The organism is Streptomyces sp. NPDC058663 (assembly GCF_042716745.1).
Lineage (GTDB): Bacteria > Actinomycetota > Actinomycetes > Streptomycetales > Streptomycetaceae > Streptomyces.
Window position 1 is genome coordinate 1 of the sequence record NZ_JBHXRV010000012.1, and the last position, 14,894, is coordinate 14,894.

Sequence of the window (14,894 nt, forward strand, 5' to 3'; positions counted from 1 at the left end):
GGGGGCCCGCCCCCCCCCCGCGCGTCCCGCCCCCCCTTCCCCCGGGGGGGCCGGGGGCCCCCCCCCGGCGGGGGGCGCCCCCCCCGGGCCCCGGGGTCGGTCAGCGGCTCGCGTACGGCAGCAGGGCCATCTCGCGTGCGTTCTTGATCGCGGTGGCCAGCGCGCGCTGCTGCTGGGCGGTCACCCGGGTGACCCGGCGGCTGCGGATCTTGCCGCGGTCGGAGAGGAACTTCCTCAGCAGGTCGGTGTCCTTGTAGTCGATGTACGTGATCTTCGCCGCGTCGAGCGGGTTGGGGCGGGACTTGGCGGGCTGACGGGGGTCGGGGCGACGGGCCACGGCGGCTGCTCCTCGGGTGAACGGGTCTGGCGGTGCTGTGTGTTCGGCTGATCGGGTCGTGCGGTGGTGTCTCTCCGGCGAACCGGTCGTGCGGTGGTGTCTCTCCAGTGAACGGGTCGTGCGGTGCGGCCTCTTCCGGCGAACGGGTCGTGCGGTGCTGTGTCCTCGGCTGAACCGGTCGTGTGGCGCAGTCCTTTCAGGCGGCGTCGAGCAGGGAGTCGAAGGCCGCGGGCAGTCGCTTCCAGGCTTCGGGCCCCGACGCGTACTCCGCGTCGGTCAGCAGGCAGGAATCCAGGAGGTGTTCGAGGCCGTCCCGGTCGAGTCCGGGTGAGGTGAAGACGAGGTGCTGGCAGCAGTCGCCGTGTTCGGGGTGCCAGTCGAGCGCGGCGGCCGCCCTGCGTACGGGCGGCACCAGCTCCCACGCCGCGTCCGGCAGTGAAGCCAGCCAGGGCCCCGTGCTCTCCACGCACAGCGCCCCGCCCGCCGCGTCCCAGGCCAGCAGGGTGTCCGGCCGGTCGGCCAGCCAGAACCGGCCCCGGCTGCGGGCGGCCGCGCAGCACAGGTCCTCCAGGGCCTGGTAGAGCCTTTCGGGATGGAACGGCCGCCGGCGGTGCCAGACGAAGGTGGTCACACCGGCCTCGTCCGCGTCCTGCGGCAGCAGCGCGCACGCAGGGTGCTGGGCGGCCGCGGCGGCCTCCACGTCGAACCCCGCGAGCGCGGCCCTGGCCAGCTCGGCGGATCCTGCCGGCACCTGCCGGGCGGTCGGGTGCAACTGGGCGAGCAGCGCCCGGTCCTCGTCCGTCGCCTCCTCGCTGTCGACGACGGCGAGGACGGGGGCGTACTCCAGTTGCCTGGCCCAGGTGTCGCCGACCGTGCGCCGGTCGCTCGGGGCGGCGGCGAGACCGGCCTCGGCGAGGTCGTCCCCGTTGGCGAGGCAGGGCAGCACGAGCGCGGGATCGACGGCGGTGATCACGTTGGTCACGACCAGGCGGTCGCCGCCGTGTGCGGCGATGACCTCCACCATGGCCCTCGGTTCGACCGAGTCCCACAGTTCGACGACTGCCAACGAGGTCAGCCCGCTGTGCGCCATGCGTTCCAGCTCGGGCACGAGGTCCTCGCGAAGCGCGCAGCACGCGCAGTCGTTCACCAGCGGCGCCTCGCCGCTGGAGACGGGTCCCGAGGCGTCGCGTACGAGACGGTGCACGGTGCCCTCGGCCGCCGGGGCCAGGTCGTGGTGCAGTGCCACGCTGCGCGGGACGGTCCGCAGGAGACGGTCGACGACCTCCTTGCGGGCCTCGGCGTGCAGCCCGGCGACGATCACGACGGCGAGCTGCTCCTCGCGCCTCATCGGCGGGCTCCGTAGCGGCGCTCGAAGCGTTCGACGCGGCCTGCGGTGTCCATGACCCGGGCGGTGCCCGTGTAGAAGGGATGGCTCGCGGAGGAGATCTCCACGTCGACGACCGGGTACGTGTGGCCGTCCTCCCAGTCGACGGTCTTGTCGCTGGTCATCGTGGAGCGGGTCAGGAACGCGGTGCCGGAGGCCGAGTCGCGGAAGACGACGGGTCCGTAGGCGGGGTGGATGCCCGGCTTCATGGCGGGAACCTTTCGACGGTGGTGGCGTGGGCGGCGGATGGGATGCGGGGGGGTCAGCGCTCTTCGCGGAAGTCCGCGTGGCGGCGGGCCACGGGGTCGTACTTGCGCAGCACCAGCCGGTCGGGGCTGTTGCGGCGGTTCTTGCGGGTGACGTAGGTGAACCCGGTGCCCGCCGTGGAGCGGAGCTTGATGACCGGGCGGATCTCGTTGCGTGCCATGGGCGCTACTATATGGGAACGATTTTCATTTCCAACAACACCCCTGCCCAGAAAGGCGGCCCCACCCATGTCGGCCCACTGCCAACTGACCGGCGCCAAGCCGGGATTCGGCAATTCCATCTCCCACTCGCACCGGCGCACCTCCCGCCGCTTCGACCCCAACGTCCAGCGCAGGCGCTACTGGCTGCCCGGCGAGGGCCGGCACATCCGCCTCACGCTGAGCACCAAGGCGATCAAGACGGTGGACACGATCGGGATCGAGGCCGCCGTGGCCCGGATCCGCGCCCGGGGAGGAAAGGTCTGATGGCGAAGAAGAGCAAGATCGCGCGGAACGAGCAGCGCAAGGCGACCGTCGAGCGGTACGCGGCCCGGCGGGCCGAACTCAGGGAGATCGTCCGCTGCCCCTCGACCGCCCCGGCGGACCGGGCGGCCGCCCAGGAGGAGCTCCGCAAGCAGCCGCGCGACGCCAGCGCCACCCGCGTACGCAACCGCGACAGCGTCGACGGCCGCCCGCGCGGCTACCTGCGCAGGTTCGGACTCTCCCGCGTGAGCATGCGACAGCAGGCACACGCGGGCTTCCTGCCCGGAGTGACCAAGTCCTCCTGGTAGAGGCCGGGTTCGGGCCGTCGGCGCACTCGCGCGGCCGGCCCGGCACCCCCGCACCGCCCTCACCCCACCCCTCCCCCGGACCCAGGAGTTCTCGATGGCCGTTCCCAAGCGGAAGATGTCCCGCAGCAACACCCGCCACCGCCGTGCCCAGTGGAAGGCGACCACGCCCCAGTTGGTGCCCGTCACCGTGGACGGCACCGTCCACCAGGTCCCGCAGCGACTGGTGAAGGCGTACGAGCGCGGCCTCATCCGTCCCGAGGGCTGAGCACGTCACCGCGACACCGCGATGGTGCCCGGCGGCAAGCGTGCCGGGCACGATCGCGGCGCCCGGAGCCGGTGTGCGAAAGCCGGAGCCCGGTGTGCGAAAGCCGGAGCCCGGTACGCGAAAGCCGGAGCCCGGTACGCGAAAGCCGGAGCCCGGTACGCGAAAGCCGGAGCCGTTCCCGGCGCCGGGTCGGGATCTCAGAAGGCGCGGGGGGCCATCGGTGTCTCCGCGCCGTCGATCACGGCCGTGCAGCGGGGGGTGCCGAGGCCGGGGAGGCCGGGGACGACGTGGACGGTCACCGGCAGCGGCGGGTCCGTGGGCAGTTCCCCGGTGGCGGTCCTGGGGCCGTGGCCGGGGCCGTGCAGCGGCTGGCGGTGGATCTCCTTGCCGTCGACCAGCAGCTCGATGAGCCCCGGGCGGCCGCTGTGCACGTTCACGGTCACCGAGTGGCCTCTGACGTCGAGGTGGAAGTGGTGGCATCGCGTCATCACGCGCCTCCTGGGGAACTACGTCCTCCTCCCATCCTGCCTCCGTCCGTGCCCGTCCGCTCCGCGTGCCGCTCGGGGCGCGATGCCGGACACTCCTGTGTAGGGGCCCGCGGAGCGGGCCGGCGCATTCCCCGAGGGCCGTGAAGAGGTGTCCGGCGTGCTTGAGGTTCCGGTGTGGCTGTGGGTGGCGTTCGCCGCGACGGTGATCGTGTCGCTGGCGGTGGACCTGATGTCCCACCGCACCGCGCACGTCATCGGCTTCAAGGAGGCGGCCGGCTGGAGCGCCGCCTGGGTGAGCCTCGCCATGATCTTCGGCGCCGTCGTCTTCCTCGTACTCGGCTCGAACGCCGGCACCGAGTACACGACGGCGTGGCTGCTGGAGAAGAGCCTGTCGGTCGACAATCTCTTCGTCTTCGCGGTGATCTTCGCCTACTTCAAGGTGCCCCGCGCCTACCAGCACCGCGTGCTGTTCTTCGGCGTGATCGGCGCACTCGTGTTCCGCGGGATCTTCCTCTCCCTCGGCGTGGCCGTGGTCAGCCGGTTCACCGCGGTGCTGTTCGCCTTCGCGGCAGTGCTCTTCTACAGCGCCTACAAGCTCCTCAAGGACGAGGAGGAGAGCTTCGACCCGGGAAAGAGCTTCGCCGTACGGATGCTCCGGAAGGTCATCCCGGTGCGGGAGGAGTACGACGGGGCGAAGTTCTTCGTCAAGGAGGCCGGCAAGAGGGTGGCGACGCCGCTGCTCGCGGTGGTCGCGGCCATCGAGGCCGCCGACCTGATTTTCGCCGTCGACAGCGTTCCGGCCGTGCTCGCGGTCAGCGACGACGCGTTCATCGTCTACACCAGCAACGCGTTCGCCATCCTCGGCCTGCGGGCCCTGTACTTCCTGCTCGCCGGCCTCCTGGACCGCTTCCAGTACCTGAGCAAGGGCCTGGCGGTCATCCTGGCCTTCATCGGCGTGAAGCTCATCTTCCAGGCGTCCCACAAGATGATCAGCCCCAGCATCCCGGAGATCCCCTCCCCGGTCAGCCTCGGGGTCATCGTCGTCGTCCTGGCGGCTTCGGTCGTCCTCAGTCTGCGAAGGACCGCTCCGGGCGACGCGGAGGAGCGGACCGACGAGGGCCGGGACGTCTGACCCCGCCCGTGCCCCGGGGGGATGCGGCCCACTTCCCAGCAGGACAATACGGACTTATAGTAAAAACATGGTCAAACTTGAGCGTAAGCCAAAAGCGTACGTGTGTCCGGCCTGTCAGCAGTCGGTGCCGGCCGCGATCCACCGCCACAAGACCCTCGGTGTCTACGTCCCCGAGTGGGGACCCGGCGCCTGCCAGAACCGCGACTGCGACGACTTCCGGCTGGATCCCAAGGACAAGCACCACCCGGCGAAGTAGGTTCCCCGCCTACCGTCCGCCGTCACCGGCCGGTGCCGGGCGGTACGGTCCGCCGTCACCGGGCGGTGCCGGGCGGCCGCGGGCGGGCAGGGCGATCGCCGTGCAGAGCAGTCCGTCCTGGAGGTTCCAGCGTCCGCGCAGCCGACGGCCGGTGGGCCACGGGCCGCCGACCAGGAGCTCGGCCGTGAAGCCCCCCGACGTGGCGGCACTGCCGTCGGCCGGTGCCTCCCAGGTGATCCTCGCGTCCTCGAAGGTGAGGAACCGTTCGGTCAGCGGGAACCACGCCTTGTAGACGGACTCCTTCGCGCTGAACAGCAGCCGGTCCCAGCGGACCGCCGGGTGCGTGCGCCGCAGCGCGTGCACGGCCGCCTGTTCCTGCGGGAAGGCGATGGTCTCCAGGATTCCGTCCGGGAGCGGCCCGTTCTCCTCGGCGTCGATGCCGAGGGTCAGGAAGGCGTCCGCCGGAGCCACCGCCGCGGCCCGGTATCCCTCGCAGTGCGTCATGCTGCCGACCACGCCGTCCGGCCACCGTGGCGCGCCGCGCACCCCCGGCAGGATCGGTACCGAGGCGATACCGAGGGCGGCCAGCGCCTTGCGTGCGCAGGCGCGGGTCGTCGTGAACTCGCGGCGGCGGCTGTCGACGGACGGCGCGATGTACCGCTCCTCGCCCGGATGGAGCGGTACGTCCACAAGGTCGGTGCGGGAGTCGGCGTGGTGGACGCCGTCCGGGAGCGCGCCGCCGATCATCCGCGCTCCTGTTCCTGGAGCACCGGTCGCAGCAGCGGCTGCGGCAGGCCCCTCTTGCGCCACTCGCGGGGGTATCCGAGGGAGACCTCCTTGAAGGGCACCCCGTCGTACTCGGTGTCGCGCGGAATGTGCAGGTGTCCGTACACGGCGACGGCGGTACGGAACCGGCGGTGCCAGTCCGCCGTCAGCACGGTGCCGCACCACTGCGCGAAGTCGGGGAACCACAGGACCGACGTGGGTTTGCGTACCAGGGGGTAGTGGTTCACCAGCACCAGGGGGACGTCCGGATCGCAGGCGGCGAGCCGCCGCTCGGTGGCGTCGACCCGTTCCCGGCACCAGGCCTCGCGGCTCGGCAGCGGGTCCGGGTGCAGCATGAACTCGTCGGTGCAGACCACTCCGGCGTCGTACGCGCGGGCGAGTGCCTGTTCCTGGGTGAGGTCCGGAGCCCGGAAGGTGTAGTCGTACAGCAGGAACAGCGGGGCCACCGTCACGGGGCCGCCGGCTCCGCGCCAGACCGGGTAGGGGTCCTCGGGCGTGTGCACGCCCAGCGCGCGGCAGAGTGCGACCAGGTGGTCGTAGCGGAACTGTCCGCGCAGCTGGACCGGGTCGGCCGGAGGGGTCCACAGCTCGTGGTTCCCCGGTGCCCACACCACTTCGGCGAAGCGTTCGCTCAGCAGGGTCAGCGCCCACCCGATGTCCGTGGTCAGCTCGCCGATGTCGCCCGCGACGATCAGCCAGTCGTCCTCGGACTCCGGACGCAGGTCCTCGACGATGCGCCGGTTCTCCTCGTGCGAGACGTGCAGGTCGCTGACCGCGAGCAGTCGCCCCGGGCGCGGGCCGGTCCCCCCGGCCTCCAGCGGGCCGGGGCCGTTCGCGCCGGTCATGCCCGGGCCCCCGGGTGCGGGGCGAGGCCGCGCAGCCGTTCCGTGAGCTGGGCGAGTACGGCGCGCTGCTGCGTGGCCAGGTAGAAGTGGCCGCCGGGGTGCACCAGCAGTTCGAATCCGCCGCTGGTCTCCTCGGCCCAGGTCCGTGCCTCCTCGACCGTCACCCGCGGGTCGCTGTCGCCGGTCATCGCGACGACCGGGCAGCTCAGTCGCGGTCCCGGGGCGCGCCGGTACGTCTCCACGACCCGGTAGTCGGCGCGCAGCGACGGCAGGATCATCTCCCGCACCTCCGCGTCGTCCAGCAGGGTGGAGTCGGTGCCGTTGAGCTTCTTGATCTCTTCGATCAGTCCCGCGTCGTCGCGCAGGTGGACGGTTTCGGTGCGGGTGAGGGAGGGAGCACGGCGGCCGGAGGCAAAGAACACGGCGGGCGGACGCCCCGCGGCCTGAAGGCGGCGGGCGAGCTCGTAGCCGACGACGGCGCCCATGCTGTGGCCGAACAGGGCGAGCGGGGTCCCGTCGTCCGGGCCGAGTACCGCGAACAGCTCGTCGGCCAGGGCATCGACGGACTCGGCGAACGCGTCGAGCCACCGGTCCTGGCGGCCGGGGTACTGCACCGCGAGGACGTCCACCCCGGGAGAGAGGGCCGCCGAGAAGGGGAAGTAGAAGCCGGCGGAGCCTCCCGCGTGCGGCAGGCAGAGCAGGCGCGGCGTGCCGGGCGGCGACGGGTGGAAGTCGCGTATCCACAGGGCGCGGTCCGTGCTCGACCGATTCGCCATCAGATCCCCCTGGGTCAAAGACGTGCGGTGGGTTGCACCCCGGCCGCCTCGACCGGCGGTGCGTGGTGCGGACGATCGCGCAGGGCGTGGTGCGGACGGTCGCGCGGGCTGTGGTGCAGACGGTCGCGCGGGCCGTGGTCGGCACCGGTACGTCGAGGGCCGCAGAACCGGCGGAGGGACGCGACGCCCCCGGCGGTCCGAGGCCGGCGGGCGGTCAGCCCGGAAGGCGCTTCAGTTCTCGACCACGGCACTCGTCCGGCAGGCGGTTCAGCTCTCCACCACGGCACTCGTGATGATCACGGGCTCGGTCGGCACGTCCTGGAAGCCGCTGCGGCGGCCGGTGGGCACCGCAGCGATCCTGTCCACCACGTCGAGACCCTCGACGACCTTGCCGAACACCGTGTAGCCCCAGCCCTGCGGGGTGGGGGCGGTGTGGTTGAGGGATCCGTTGTTCGACGTGTTGATGAAGAACTGCGCCGACGCCGAGTGCGGGTCGGAGGTACGGGCCATCGCCACCGTGTAGCGGGTGTTCTGCAGGCCGTTGCGCGCCTCGTTCTCGACCGGGGCACGGGTCGGCTTCTGCGTCATGTCCTCGGTGAAACCGCCGCCCTGGATCATGAAGGTCTGGATGACACGGTGGAAGACGGTGTCGGTGTAGTGCCCGTCGTTGACATAGGCCAAGAAGTTCTCGACCGTCTTCGGTGCCTTCTCGGCGTCGAGCTTGAGCTTGATGGTCCCGAAGTTGGTGTGGAGCGCGACCTGCGTCATCTTCGCCTCTTCCGCGAGCTGCCAAAATTCCACTCACCCTATCCGATCGGCCTGTACCGGCCGGGGTTTCGGGCTCGCGGTCACGGGCTCGCGGTGGACACCGCGTACACCCAGGGGCGGTCGGGGACGGTGCGGTCCACGGTGATGTCCAGGGTGGGCAGCGGGTCCTTCTGCCGGTATGTCAGTCCGGACCACTTGCGGCGGGGGGTGAAGACCCAGCCGATGGTCTGCTGGTCGTGCGCGTTGATGGTGATGTCGCCGTCCTTGAGGGCGGCGGTGGAGGTGCCGATGTCCTTCAGGAAGGTGTCGAGGTCCGCGGGGGTGGTGGCGAACCGGACGTGCATCCGGCTGGTCTTCCAGTTGTTGGTCTCGTAGTACGCGAGGTTCTGGGCCATCAGCGGAATGGGCAGCTGGTAGATGCGCCGCTGCACCTGGGAGGGCCAGCCGACGGTGAGCCCGGCGGCGGACGCCTCGCGTTCCTTGTTGCGGCCGCTGTCGCGGCTCTGCTCGGCGGAGATGAGCAGGTAGCCGGCCGGGATGCCGATCAGCAGGACGATGGTGACCGCGGTGAGCGTGCGGCGCACTATCAGATGGCGACGGGTTTCCGGCGGCCGGTTCCCGCGGCCGTCGTGCGGAGGGGTCTGGCGGGGAATCGCTGACGTCATGGGGTGGTTCCCTGTGCGCCGTCGGCGCGGGTCGTACGGTCCGCGGCGCTGGTGCCTTCCGCGGGCTGGGTGGCGTGGGTGCGGTCGCTGTCGCCTGCGACGGGCGCGGCGGTGGCACTGGTCGTGCCGGACGGGTCCGAGTCGCTCGCTGTGCCGGACGAGTCCGACGCGCTCGATGTGCCGGGCGCGCCCGACGCGCTGGTGGTGACCGGCGAGTCCGGCCGGACGGGGGTGCCGGGCGTGCCGGGCGCTTCCGGTGTGCCCGGCGCTTCCCGTGTGCCCGGCGCGGAGTGATTCGCCGGGGCCGTGGCCTTCGCCGGGGCCTGCGCGGTGGCGTCCTGGAGTGCGGCGGGGATGGCCGCGGTGCGCAGGGCCTGCGCGTAGCGCTCGTACCGCTCGTGGCGTTCGACCCGGCGGCGGTTGGTGCGGCGGAAGCGGCGGGCGACCAGTCTGGCCAGGTCGGCGGCGCCGACCATGCCCGCTTCGGGGCCGAGCTGCGCCTTGGCGATCCGGGCCTCGGGGCGGTAGCCGCGCCCCGTGAGGTGGCGTCTGAAGGCGTCCCTCGCGGGGCCGATGAGCAGGTCGTCGGCGGCGCTGACGCCGCCGCCGATGACGAAGCAGGACGGGTCGAGTGCGGCCGCCAGGTTGGCGATGCCGATGCCGAGCCACTGCCCGATGTCCTGGAGGAGTTCCACGCACATGGCGTCGCCGTCGCGGGCCAGCTCGGTGATGAGCGGCCCGGTGATCTCGTGGATGTTCCCGCCGACGCGCTCGATGAGGTGGTACGCGACCGGGGAGTCGGCGGCGGCGAGTTCGCGGGCCTCGCGGACCAGCGCGTTGCCCGAGCTGTACTGCTCCCAGCAGCCGCGGTTGCCGCACGGGCAGCGGTGGCCGCCGGGTACGACCTGCATGTGGCCGAACTCGCCCGCCACTCCGTACTTCCCGCGCTTGACCTGGCCGTCCTCCAGGATGGCTCCCCCGATCCCGGTACCCAGGGTGATCATGACGAGGTGGTCCTCGCCGCGTCCCGCGCCGAACCGCCATTCGGCCCAGGCGGCCGTGTTGGCGTCGTTGTCGACCAGCACGGGGACCGCCAGGCGGGAGGAGATCGCATCGCGCAGGGGTTCGTTGCGCCAGGCGAGGTGGGGAGCGAAGAGGACCTTGTTGCGGTCGGCGTCGACCCAGCCGGCCGCGCCGATGCCCACCGCGTGCACGTCGTGCCGGTCGGAGAGGTCCAGGACCAGCTCGACGATGGTGTCCTCGACGACCTTGGGGCTCTTGGACTTGTCCGGGGTCTCCGTGCGGAGCGTCTCCAGGATGTGGCCGTCGGCGTCCACGACGCCCGCCATCACCTTCGTACCGCCGATGTCGATCCCGACGGTGGGCACCCTGGGCGCCGTCAGGTGGGAGCGGCGTTCACGGGGTCCGACGGTGCGCAGGACGGTGGCTCTGGCGGTGCCGCGCGTGGCGAGGTCTCGGTAGGTGTTGCTCATCGGCCGGGGCCTTCGGCGAGGGGCGCCGGCCCGGGGAACCGGGAGGGGCGGCGGGGGGAACGCACGACTCGGATCGTCCCTGCGGGTCTCGGGGAGCCGGCCCGGGCGGGCCGACGGCGGACGGCGCCCGCTCGCGCCGATTCTGCCACTCCTGCCTGTGCCGGACTTGTCCGGAGGGCGGGCGTCCGCCCGCGCCGCCCCCTTCGGGGTGCCGTAGGACTCGTGGAGCGGTGGATGCGGGAGCGGGGCGCCCGTGTGCGCATCGTGGCGTGTCTCACGCCGGCGCTCCCGGGCGGGGGCCGCGGTGATCGCGGAGCGGTGCCGCGCGCGGGGGCGCCCACGACCACGGGGCCGTCCAGGGCGGCGGGCCCCCGCGACCCGGGACCGCAGGACCGGGCGGGACACGAGGCCGCCACGATCGCGGGGCTGTCCCGCCCACGGGATCGCCGCGTCCGCGGAGCCTCCCGGGCAGCCCGCGCCGCCTCCGGGGCCGCGGGTGGGGGGCGGCACCGCCCACGACCGTGGGACGGCCCCCGCTCTGCTCTGCTGCCGCCCTACTCCCGCCCCGTCACGCCGTGGAGGTTCGGGGCCGGGGCCCGCTCCAGCTCGTGCCGCAGGTCCTCCAGCTCCGTGCCGCCCGCCATCTGGCGGGTCAGCTCGTCCAGGCTGATCTCCGCCTTGAGGTGGCTGCCGGACATCGCCCCGCGCTTGAGCAGGACGAACCGGTCGCCCACCAGGTACGCGTGGTGCGGGTTGTGCGTGATCAGCACCACCCCGAGCCCGGCGTCGCGGGCGGCCGCGACGTACTTCAGGACGACGCCCGACTGCTTGACGCCGAGCGCCGCCGTCGGTTCGTCGAGGACGAGGACCTTCGCGCCGAAGTGGACCGCGCGCGCGATCGCCACGCACTGCCGCTCACCGCCGGACAGGGTGCCGATCGGCTGGTCGACGTCCCGCAGGTCGATGCCCATCCGCAGCATCTCGGACCGGGTCGTCTCCCGCATGAGCTGGACGTCCAGCCTGCGGAACGGGCCGCGCCCCTTGGTCGGCTCGGATCCGAGGAAGAAGTTCCGCCACACCGGCATCAGGGGCACCACCGCCAGGTCCTGGTACACCGTCGCGATGCCCCGGTCCAGCGCGTCCCGCGGATTGACCAGGGTGGTCTCGGCGCCCTCGATCCGGAAGGTGCCCGCGTCGTGCTGGTGCAGCCCCGCGATGATCTTGATCAGAGTGGACTTGCCCGCACCGTTGTCGCCGAGCACACAGGTGATCTCGCCCGCGTGCACCTCCAGCGACACGTCCTGGAGCGCCTTGATGTTCCCGTAGAACTTGGCGACGTGGTCGAGCTCGACCAGTGCGCCCGTACCGTCCGTACCGCGGTCGGTGGTCATGACCTTGCCTCCGCACGCTTGCGTACCCATGCGTTCAGCAGGGTGGCCAGGAGGAGCATCGCTCCGAGGAAGAACTTGAACCAGTCCGGGTTCCACTCCGCGTAGACGATGCCCTTGCTCGTCATGCCGAAGATGAAGGCGCCCACCGCCGAGCCGATCGCGGAGCCGTATCCGCCGGTGATCAGACAGCCGCCGATCACGGCCGCGATGATGTAGATCAGCTCGTTGCCCACGCCCTCGCCGGACTGGACGACGTCGTAGCTGAACAGCAGGTGCTGGCCGGACACCCAGGCGGCGAAGGCGACGCCCATGTAGAGGCCGATGCGGGTCTTGTTCACCGGTACTCCGGTGGCCCGCGCCGCGTCCTTCTCGCCGCCCACCGCGAAGATCCAGTTGCCCGCGCGGGTGCGCAGCAGGATCCAGGTGGCCACCGCGATCAGCACGAACCACCACAGGACGGTGACCTTGAGGCTCACAGGGCCGAGGGTGAGCTGCGAGGCGAAGACGGCCTTGGCGGACGCGAAGCCCTCCATGTCGCCGATGCTCTTGGTGGAGACGGTGCCGCTGATGAGTTTGGTCAGGCCGAGGTTCAGACCGGTCAGCATCAGGAAGGTGCCCAGCGTGATGATGAAGCTGGGCAGTTTGGTGCGGGTCAGCATGAAGCCGTTGAAGACGCCGACGAGCAGGGTCACCAGCAGGGAGACGAGGACGCCGACCCAGATGTTGGCGGTCATCTGGTAGCTGAACATCGAGGAGATCAGCGCGGAGCTGGTCACCATGACGCCGGCCGACAGGTCGAACTCGCCGCCGATCATCAGGAGCGCCACCGGCACCGCCATGATGCCGATCGTGGACGCCGCGTACAGCACCGTCCCGAAGCTGGAGGCGCGCAGGAAGCTGTCGGCGGCGATCGAGAAGAACAGGAACACCGCCACGGCACCGACGATCGAGCCGAGCTCGGGGCGGCCCAGCAGCTTGCGCAGCGGCGAGGTGCGGATCAGCCGTTCGTCCTGCGCGGTGTCCGCTTCCGGTGCCGGCGCCGTCGCTGTCATCGGGTCCCCCGCTTCGTGTACGCCTTCAGCTCGGCAGCGCTGTCCTTGGTGATGATCTGCGGCCCGGTCAGGACGGGGCGGCCGCCGCCGAGCATGTCCGCGTTGTAGCGGTAGAGCCAGAGCAGGTCCACGGCCTCGTACCCCTGGAGGTAGGGCTGCTGGTCGACGGCGAAGCCGAGCGTGCCGGCGGCCAGCGAGTCGGCAACCTTGGCGTTCAGGTCGAAAGTGTCGATCTCGGCCTTGCTGCCGGCCTGCTCCTTGGCCTGGACGGCGGCGTCGGCGAAGGGTGCGCCGAGGGTGACGACGGAGTCGATGTCCTTGGAGGTCTGCAGCTTGGCCTCGATGGACGCCTGGACGTCGGGCATGTTGGTGCCGTCGACGTAGAGGTTCTCGACGCTGCCCCCGAAGGACTTCTTCACGCCGTCGCAGCGCTGCTCGTGGCCGACGTTGCCGCGCTCGTGCAGGACGCACAGCGCCTTCTTCCGGTCCCGCTTGCCGAGCTCCTCGCCGACCGCCTCGCCCGCGACGATTTCGTCCTGGCCGATGTGGGTCAGCGCGCCGAAGGCCTTGGACTCGGCCGTGCCCGAGTTGATCGTGATCACCGGGATGCCCGCCTTGACGGCCTTGGCGACGACGGCCTTCATGGCGTCCGGCTTGGCGAGGGTGACGATCAGGCCGTCGACCTTCTTGTCGATGTACGTGTCGACGAGCTGGGCCTGCTGCTGCGCCTCCGCGTTGTTTGCATACAGGAATTCGATGTTGTCCTTGACGGCGGCCTGCTTGGCCCCGTTCTGCACGATGTCCCAGAACGTGTCGCCTGCACCCGAGTGGGTGACCATGGCGAAGGTCCACTTGGGGGTGTTCACCGCGGCCCTGCCCTGCGCGGCGGCCGCGGCCGCCCGCTCCTCGGCGCGCTTGCCGCCCGTGCTGCTGCAACCGGTGAGGGAAGAAGCCCCGAGCACCGCCGCGAGCACGGCGCCCAGCGCGCGTACCCCTGTCCGAACCCTTGCCACGACGTCGTGCCCTTCTCGCTGTACTCCTCGGTGCGGCCGGGCGGTATTCAGCCAGACCCCGGCCGCCCAAGTATCGGGCATGGGGGGTCGCCGTGTGGTCAGCGGGTACGTCATCGGGTGCCGCGGGCGGTGTACTTCTCCAGGGCGGGGACGTCCTCGGCGGTGACGATCGCGGGGCCCGTGAGGACGGGTCTGCCGCCGCCCAGCACGTTGCCGTTGGTGCGGTTCAGCCAGATCTGGTCGATGGCGAGGTAGCCCTGGAGGTACGGCTGCTGGTCGACGGCGAAGCCGACCTCCCGCGACTTGAGACTCTTCACGACGGCCGCGTTCAGGTCGAAGGTGTCGACCTCCGCCCCGCTGCCCGCACCGGCCTTTGCTTTCACCGTCGCGTCCGCGAAGGGGGCGCCCAGGGTGACGACGGCGTCGATGTCCTTGGCGGTCTGCAGCTTGGCCTCGATGGAGGAGGTGGTGGCGGGCATGTTGGTGCCCTCCACATTGAGGTTCTCGACGCTTCCCCCAAAGGCCTTCTTCACGCCCGCGCAGCGCTCCTCCAGGGAGACGTTGCCCTGCTCGTGGATCACGCAGAGGGCCTTCTTCTTCCCCCGTTTGTTGAGCTCCTCGCCGACGCCCTCACCCGCGACGGCCTCGTCCTGGCCGATGTGGCCGAGCGCGCCAAGGGCCTTGGAGTGCGGGGCGCCCGAGTTGATGGTGACGACGGGGATGCCCGCGGCGACGGCCTTCTTCACGGCCGCTCCCACCGCTTCGGGCTTGGCCAGGGTGACCACGATGCCCTGGACCTTCTGGTCGATGGCCGCCTCGACGAGCTGGGCCTGTTCCTTGCCCTCCTTGTGGGCGGAGTAGAGGAACTCGACGTTGTCCTTGGCCGCGGCGGCCTTGGCGCCGCTCTGCACGATGTCCCAGAAGGTGTCGCCCTCGCCGGAGTGGGTGATCATCGCGATCTTGACGCGTGGCGTGCCGGCGGCCTTGCCGCCCTCGCCCCCGGTCTGCGCGGGTTTCTCCTCGGACCCCTTGCCGCCCGAACCGCTGCACCCGGTGAGGGTGAGGGCGGCGAGTGCGCAGGTGGCGGCCAGGAGTGCCGCGTGGCGAGCGTTGCGAGTGGTGGGCATGGTGTGAAGTCCGCCTCGTCTCCCCCGCCGCCCCGTTGACGGCTGGGGGTGTTCTAACGGGGCCGCCACGACGGCGTCAA

19 protein-coding genes and 1 pseudogene are annotated in these 14,894 nt (G+C 71.3%); 5 read left to right on the plus strand and 15 right to left on the minus strand.

What is annotated here, in order from left to right; all coding sequences use genetic code 11:
* Window positions 1-100: 100 nt before the first annotated feature.
* The 4 genes from rpsR to rpmG all read right to left on the minus strand — a co-directional run bounded on the left by rpsR (window position 101) and on the right by rpmG (window position 2,148).
* Window positions 101-337, minus strand: a complete 237-nt coding sequence (gene rpsR / locus ACFWVV_RS11170) for a 30S ribosomal protein S18 (RefSeq protein ID WP_384346807.1) — start codon at window positions 335-337, stop codon at window positions 101-103.
* Window positions 338-533: 196 nt separating this feature from the next.
* Window positions 534-1,685: a CobW family GTP-binding protein gene (locus tag ACFWVV_RS11175; RefSeq protein ID WP_384346804.1), complete on the minus strand. Its 1,152-nt coding sequence runs from the start codon at window positions 1,683-1,685 to the stop codon at window positions 534-536.
* Complete coding sequence (locus ACFWVV_RS11180) at window positions 1,682-1,930, minus strand: type B 50S ribosomal protein L31 (protein WP_384346801.1); 249 nt, start codon at window positions 1,928-1,930, stop codon at window positions 1,682-1,684. The genes ACFWVV_RS11175 and ACFWVV_RS11180 overlap by 4 nt, the downstream gene beginning before the upstream one ends.
* Window positions 1,931-1,983: 53 nt before the next feature.
* Complete coding sequence (gene rpmG, locus ACFWVV_RS11185; RefSeq protein WP_384346798.1) at window positions 1,984-2,148, minus strand: 50S ribosomal protein L33; 165 nt, start codon at window positions 2,146-2,148, stop codon at window positions 1,984-1,986.
* A 67-nt stretch (window positions 2,149-2,215) separates the two neighbouring features.
* Here rpmG and rpmB point away from each other — a divergent pair, with 67 nt between their 5' ends.
* The 3 genes from rpmB (at window position 2,216) to rpmF (ending at window position 3,022) form a co-directional block, all read left to right on the plus strand.
* Entirely contained in the window at window positions 2,216-2,452 is a 237-nt protein-coding gene (gene rpmB, locus ACFWVV_RS11190; protein ID WP_384346795.1) for a 50S ribosomal protein L28, read from the plus strand.
* Window positions 2,452-2,757, plus strand: coding sequence for a 30S ribosomal protein S14 (gene rpsN, locus ACFWVV_RS11195; RefSeq protein ID WP_384346792.1), 306 nt, complete (start codon window positions 2,452-2,454; stop codon window positions 2,755-2,757). Before rpmB ends, rpsN begins: the two co-directional genes overlap by 1 nt.
* A 94-nt stretch (window positions 2,758-2,851) precedes the next feature.
* Complete coding sequence (rpmF, locus tag ACFWVV_RS11200) at window positions 2,852-3,022, plus strand: 50S ribosomal protein L32 (protein ID WP_384346789.1); 171 nt, start codon at window positions 2,852-2,854, stop codon at window positions 3,020-3,022.
* A 197-nt stretch (window positions 3,023-3,219) separates the two neighbouring features.
* Here rpmF and ACFWVV_RS11205 read toward each other — a convergent pair whose 3' ends face one another.
* Window positions 3,220-3,510 (minus strand): hypothetical protein, encoded by a 291-nt coding sequence (locus tag ACFWVV_RS11205; RefSeq protein ID WP_384346786.1) that lies wholly within the window; start codon window positions 3,508-3,510, stop codon window positions 3,220-3,222.
* A gap of 157 nt (window positions 3,511-3,667) precedes the next feature.
* On the opposite strand from ACFWVV_RS11205, the gene ACFWVV_RS11210 reads away from it, so the two are divergent.
* Window positions 3,668-4,642, plus strand: coding sequence for a TerC family protein (locus tag ACFWVV_RS11210; RefSeq protein WP_384346783.1), 975 nt, complete (start codon window positions 3,668-3,670; stop codon window positions 4,640-4,642).
* A 67-nt stretch (window positions 4,643-4,709) separates the two neighbouring features.
* The gene (locus ACFWVV_RS11215; protein ID WP_384346780.1) at window positions 4,710-4,898 is read left to right on the plus strand and encodes a hypothetical protein; all 189 of its coding nucleotides are present in this window, start codon (window positions 4,710-4,712) and stop codon (window positions 4,896-4,898) included.
* Between the two features lie 9 nt (window positions 4,899-4,907).
* Here the strand turns inward: ACFWVV_RS11215 and ACFWVV_RS11220 are convergent, their stop codons facing one another.
* From ACFWVV_RS11220 to ACFWVV_RS11265, 10 genes and pseudogenes are all read right to left on the minus strand, one after another.
* On the minus strand, window positions 4,908-5,645 hold the full coding sequence (locus ACFWVV_RS11220; protein ID WP_384346777.1) for a 4'-phosphopantetheinyl transferase: 738 nt from the start codon (window positions 5,643-5,645) through the stop codon (window positions 4,908-4,910).
* Complete coding sequence (locus ACFWVV_RS11225) at window positions 5,642-6,529, minus strand: metallophosphoesterase family protein (RefSeq protein ID WP_384346774.1); 888 nt, start codon at window positions 6,527-6,529, stop codon at window positions 5,642-5,644. The genes ACFWVV_RS11220 and ACFWVV_RS11225 overlap by 4 nt, the downstream gene beginning before the upstream one ends.
* Window positions 6,526-7,305, minus strand: a complete 780-nt coding sequence (locus ACFWVV_RS11230; RefSeq protein ID WP_384346771.1) for a thioesterase II family protein — start codon at window positions 7,303-7,305, stop codon at window positions 6,526-6,528. Before ACFWVV_RS11230 ends, ACFWVV_RS11225 begins: the two co-directional genes overlap by 4 nt.
* 267 nt (window positions 7,306-7,572) lie before the next feature.
* Window positions 7,573-8,073, minus strand: coding sequence for a peptidylprolyl isomerase (locus ACFWVV_RS11235; RefSeq protein WP_384346831.1), 501 nt, complete (start codon window positions 8,071-8,073; stop codon window positions 7,573-7,575).
* Window positions 8,074-8,153: 80 nt separating this feature from the next.
* On the minus strand, window positions 8,154-8,738 hold the full coding sequence (locus ACFWVV_RS11240) for a sugar kinase (RefSeq protein ID WP_384346768.1): 585 nt from the start codon (window positions 8,736-8,738) through the stop codon (window positions 8,154-8,156).
* Between the two features lie 362 nt (window positions 8,739-9,100).
* Window positions 9,101-10,231 (minus strand): annotated as a pseudogene (locus ACFWVV_RS11245) (ROK family glucokinase); the annotation flags it as partial.
* Between the two features lie 554 nt (window positions 10,232-10,785).
* Window positions 10,786-11,622: an ATP-binding cassette domain-containing protein gene (locus ACFWVV_RS11250; RefSeq protein ID WP_384346765.1), complete on the minus strand. Its 837-nt coding sequence runs from the start codon at window positions 11,620-11,622 to the stop codon at window positions 10,786-10,788.
* A complete protein-coding gene (locus ACFWVV_RS11255) occupies window positions 11,619-12,674 on the minus strand; it encodes an ABC transporter permease (protein WP_384346762.1) in 1,056 nt (351 codons plus the stop codon). Before ACFWVV_RS11255 ends, ACFWVV_RS11250 begins: the two co-directional genes overlap by 4 nt.
* Window positions 12,671-13,687 carry a sugar ABC transporter substrate-binding protein gene (locus ACFWVV_RS11260; protein WP_384346759.1) on the minus strand — a complete coding sequence of 339 codons (1,017 nt, stop codon included), beginning with the start codon at window positions 13,685-13,687 and terminating at the stop codon, window positions 12,671-12,673. The genes ACFWVV_RS11255 and ACFWVV_RS11260 overlap by 4 nt, the downstream gene beginning before the upstream one ends.
* A gap of 110 nt (window positions 13,688-13,797) precedes the next feature.
* On the minus strand, window positions 13,798-14,814 hold the full coding sequence (locus tag ACFWVV_RS11265) for a substrate-binding domain-containing protein (RefSeq protein WP_384346756.1): 1,017 nt from the start codon (window positions 14,812-14,814) through the stop codon (window positions 13,798-13,800).
* Window positions 14,815-14,894 lie beyond the last annotated feature (80 nt).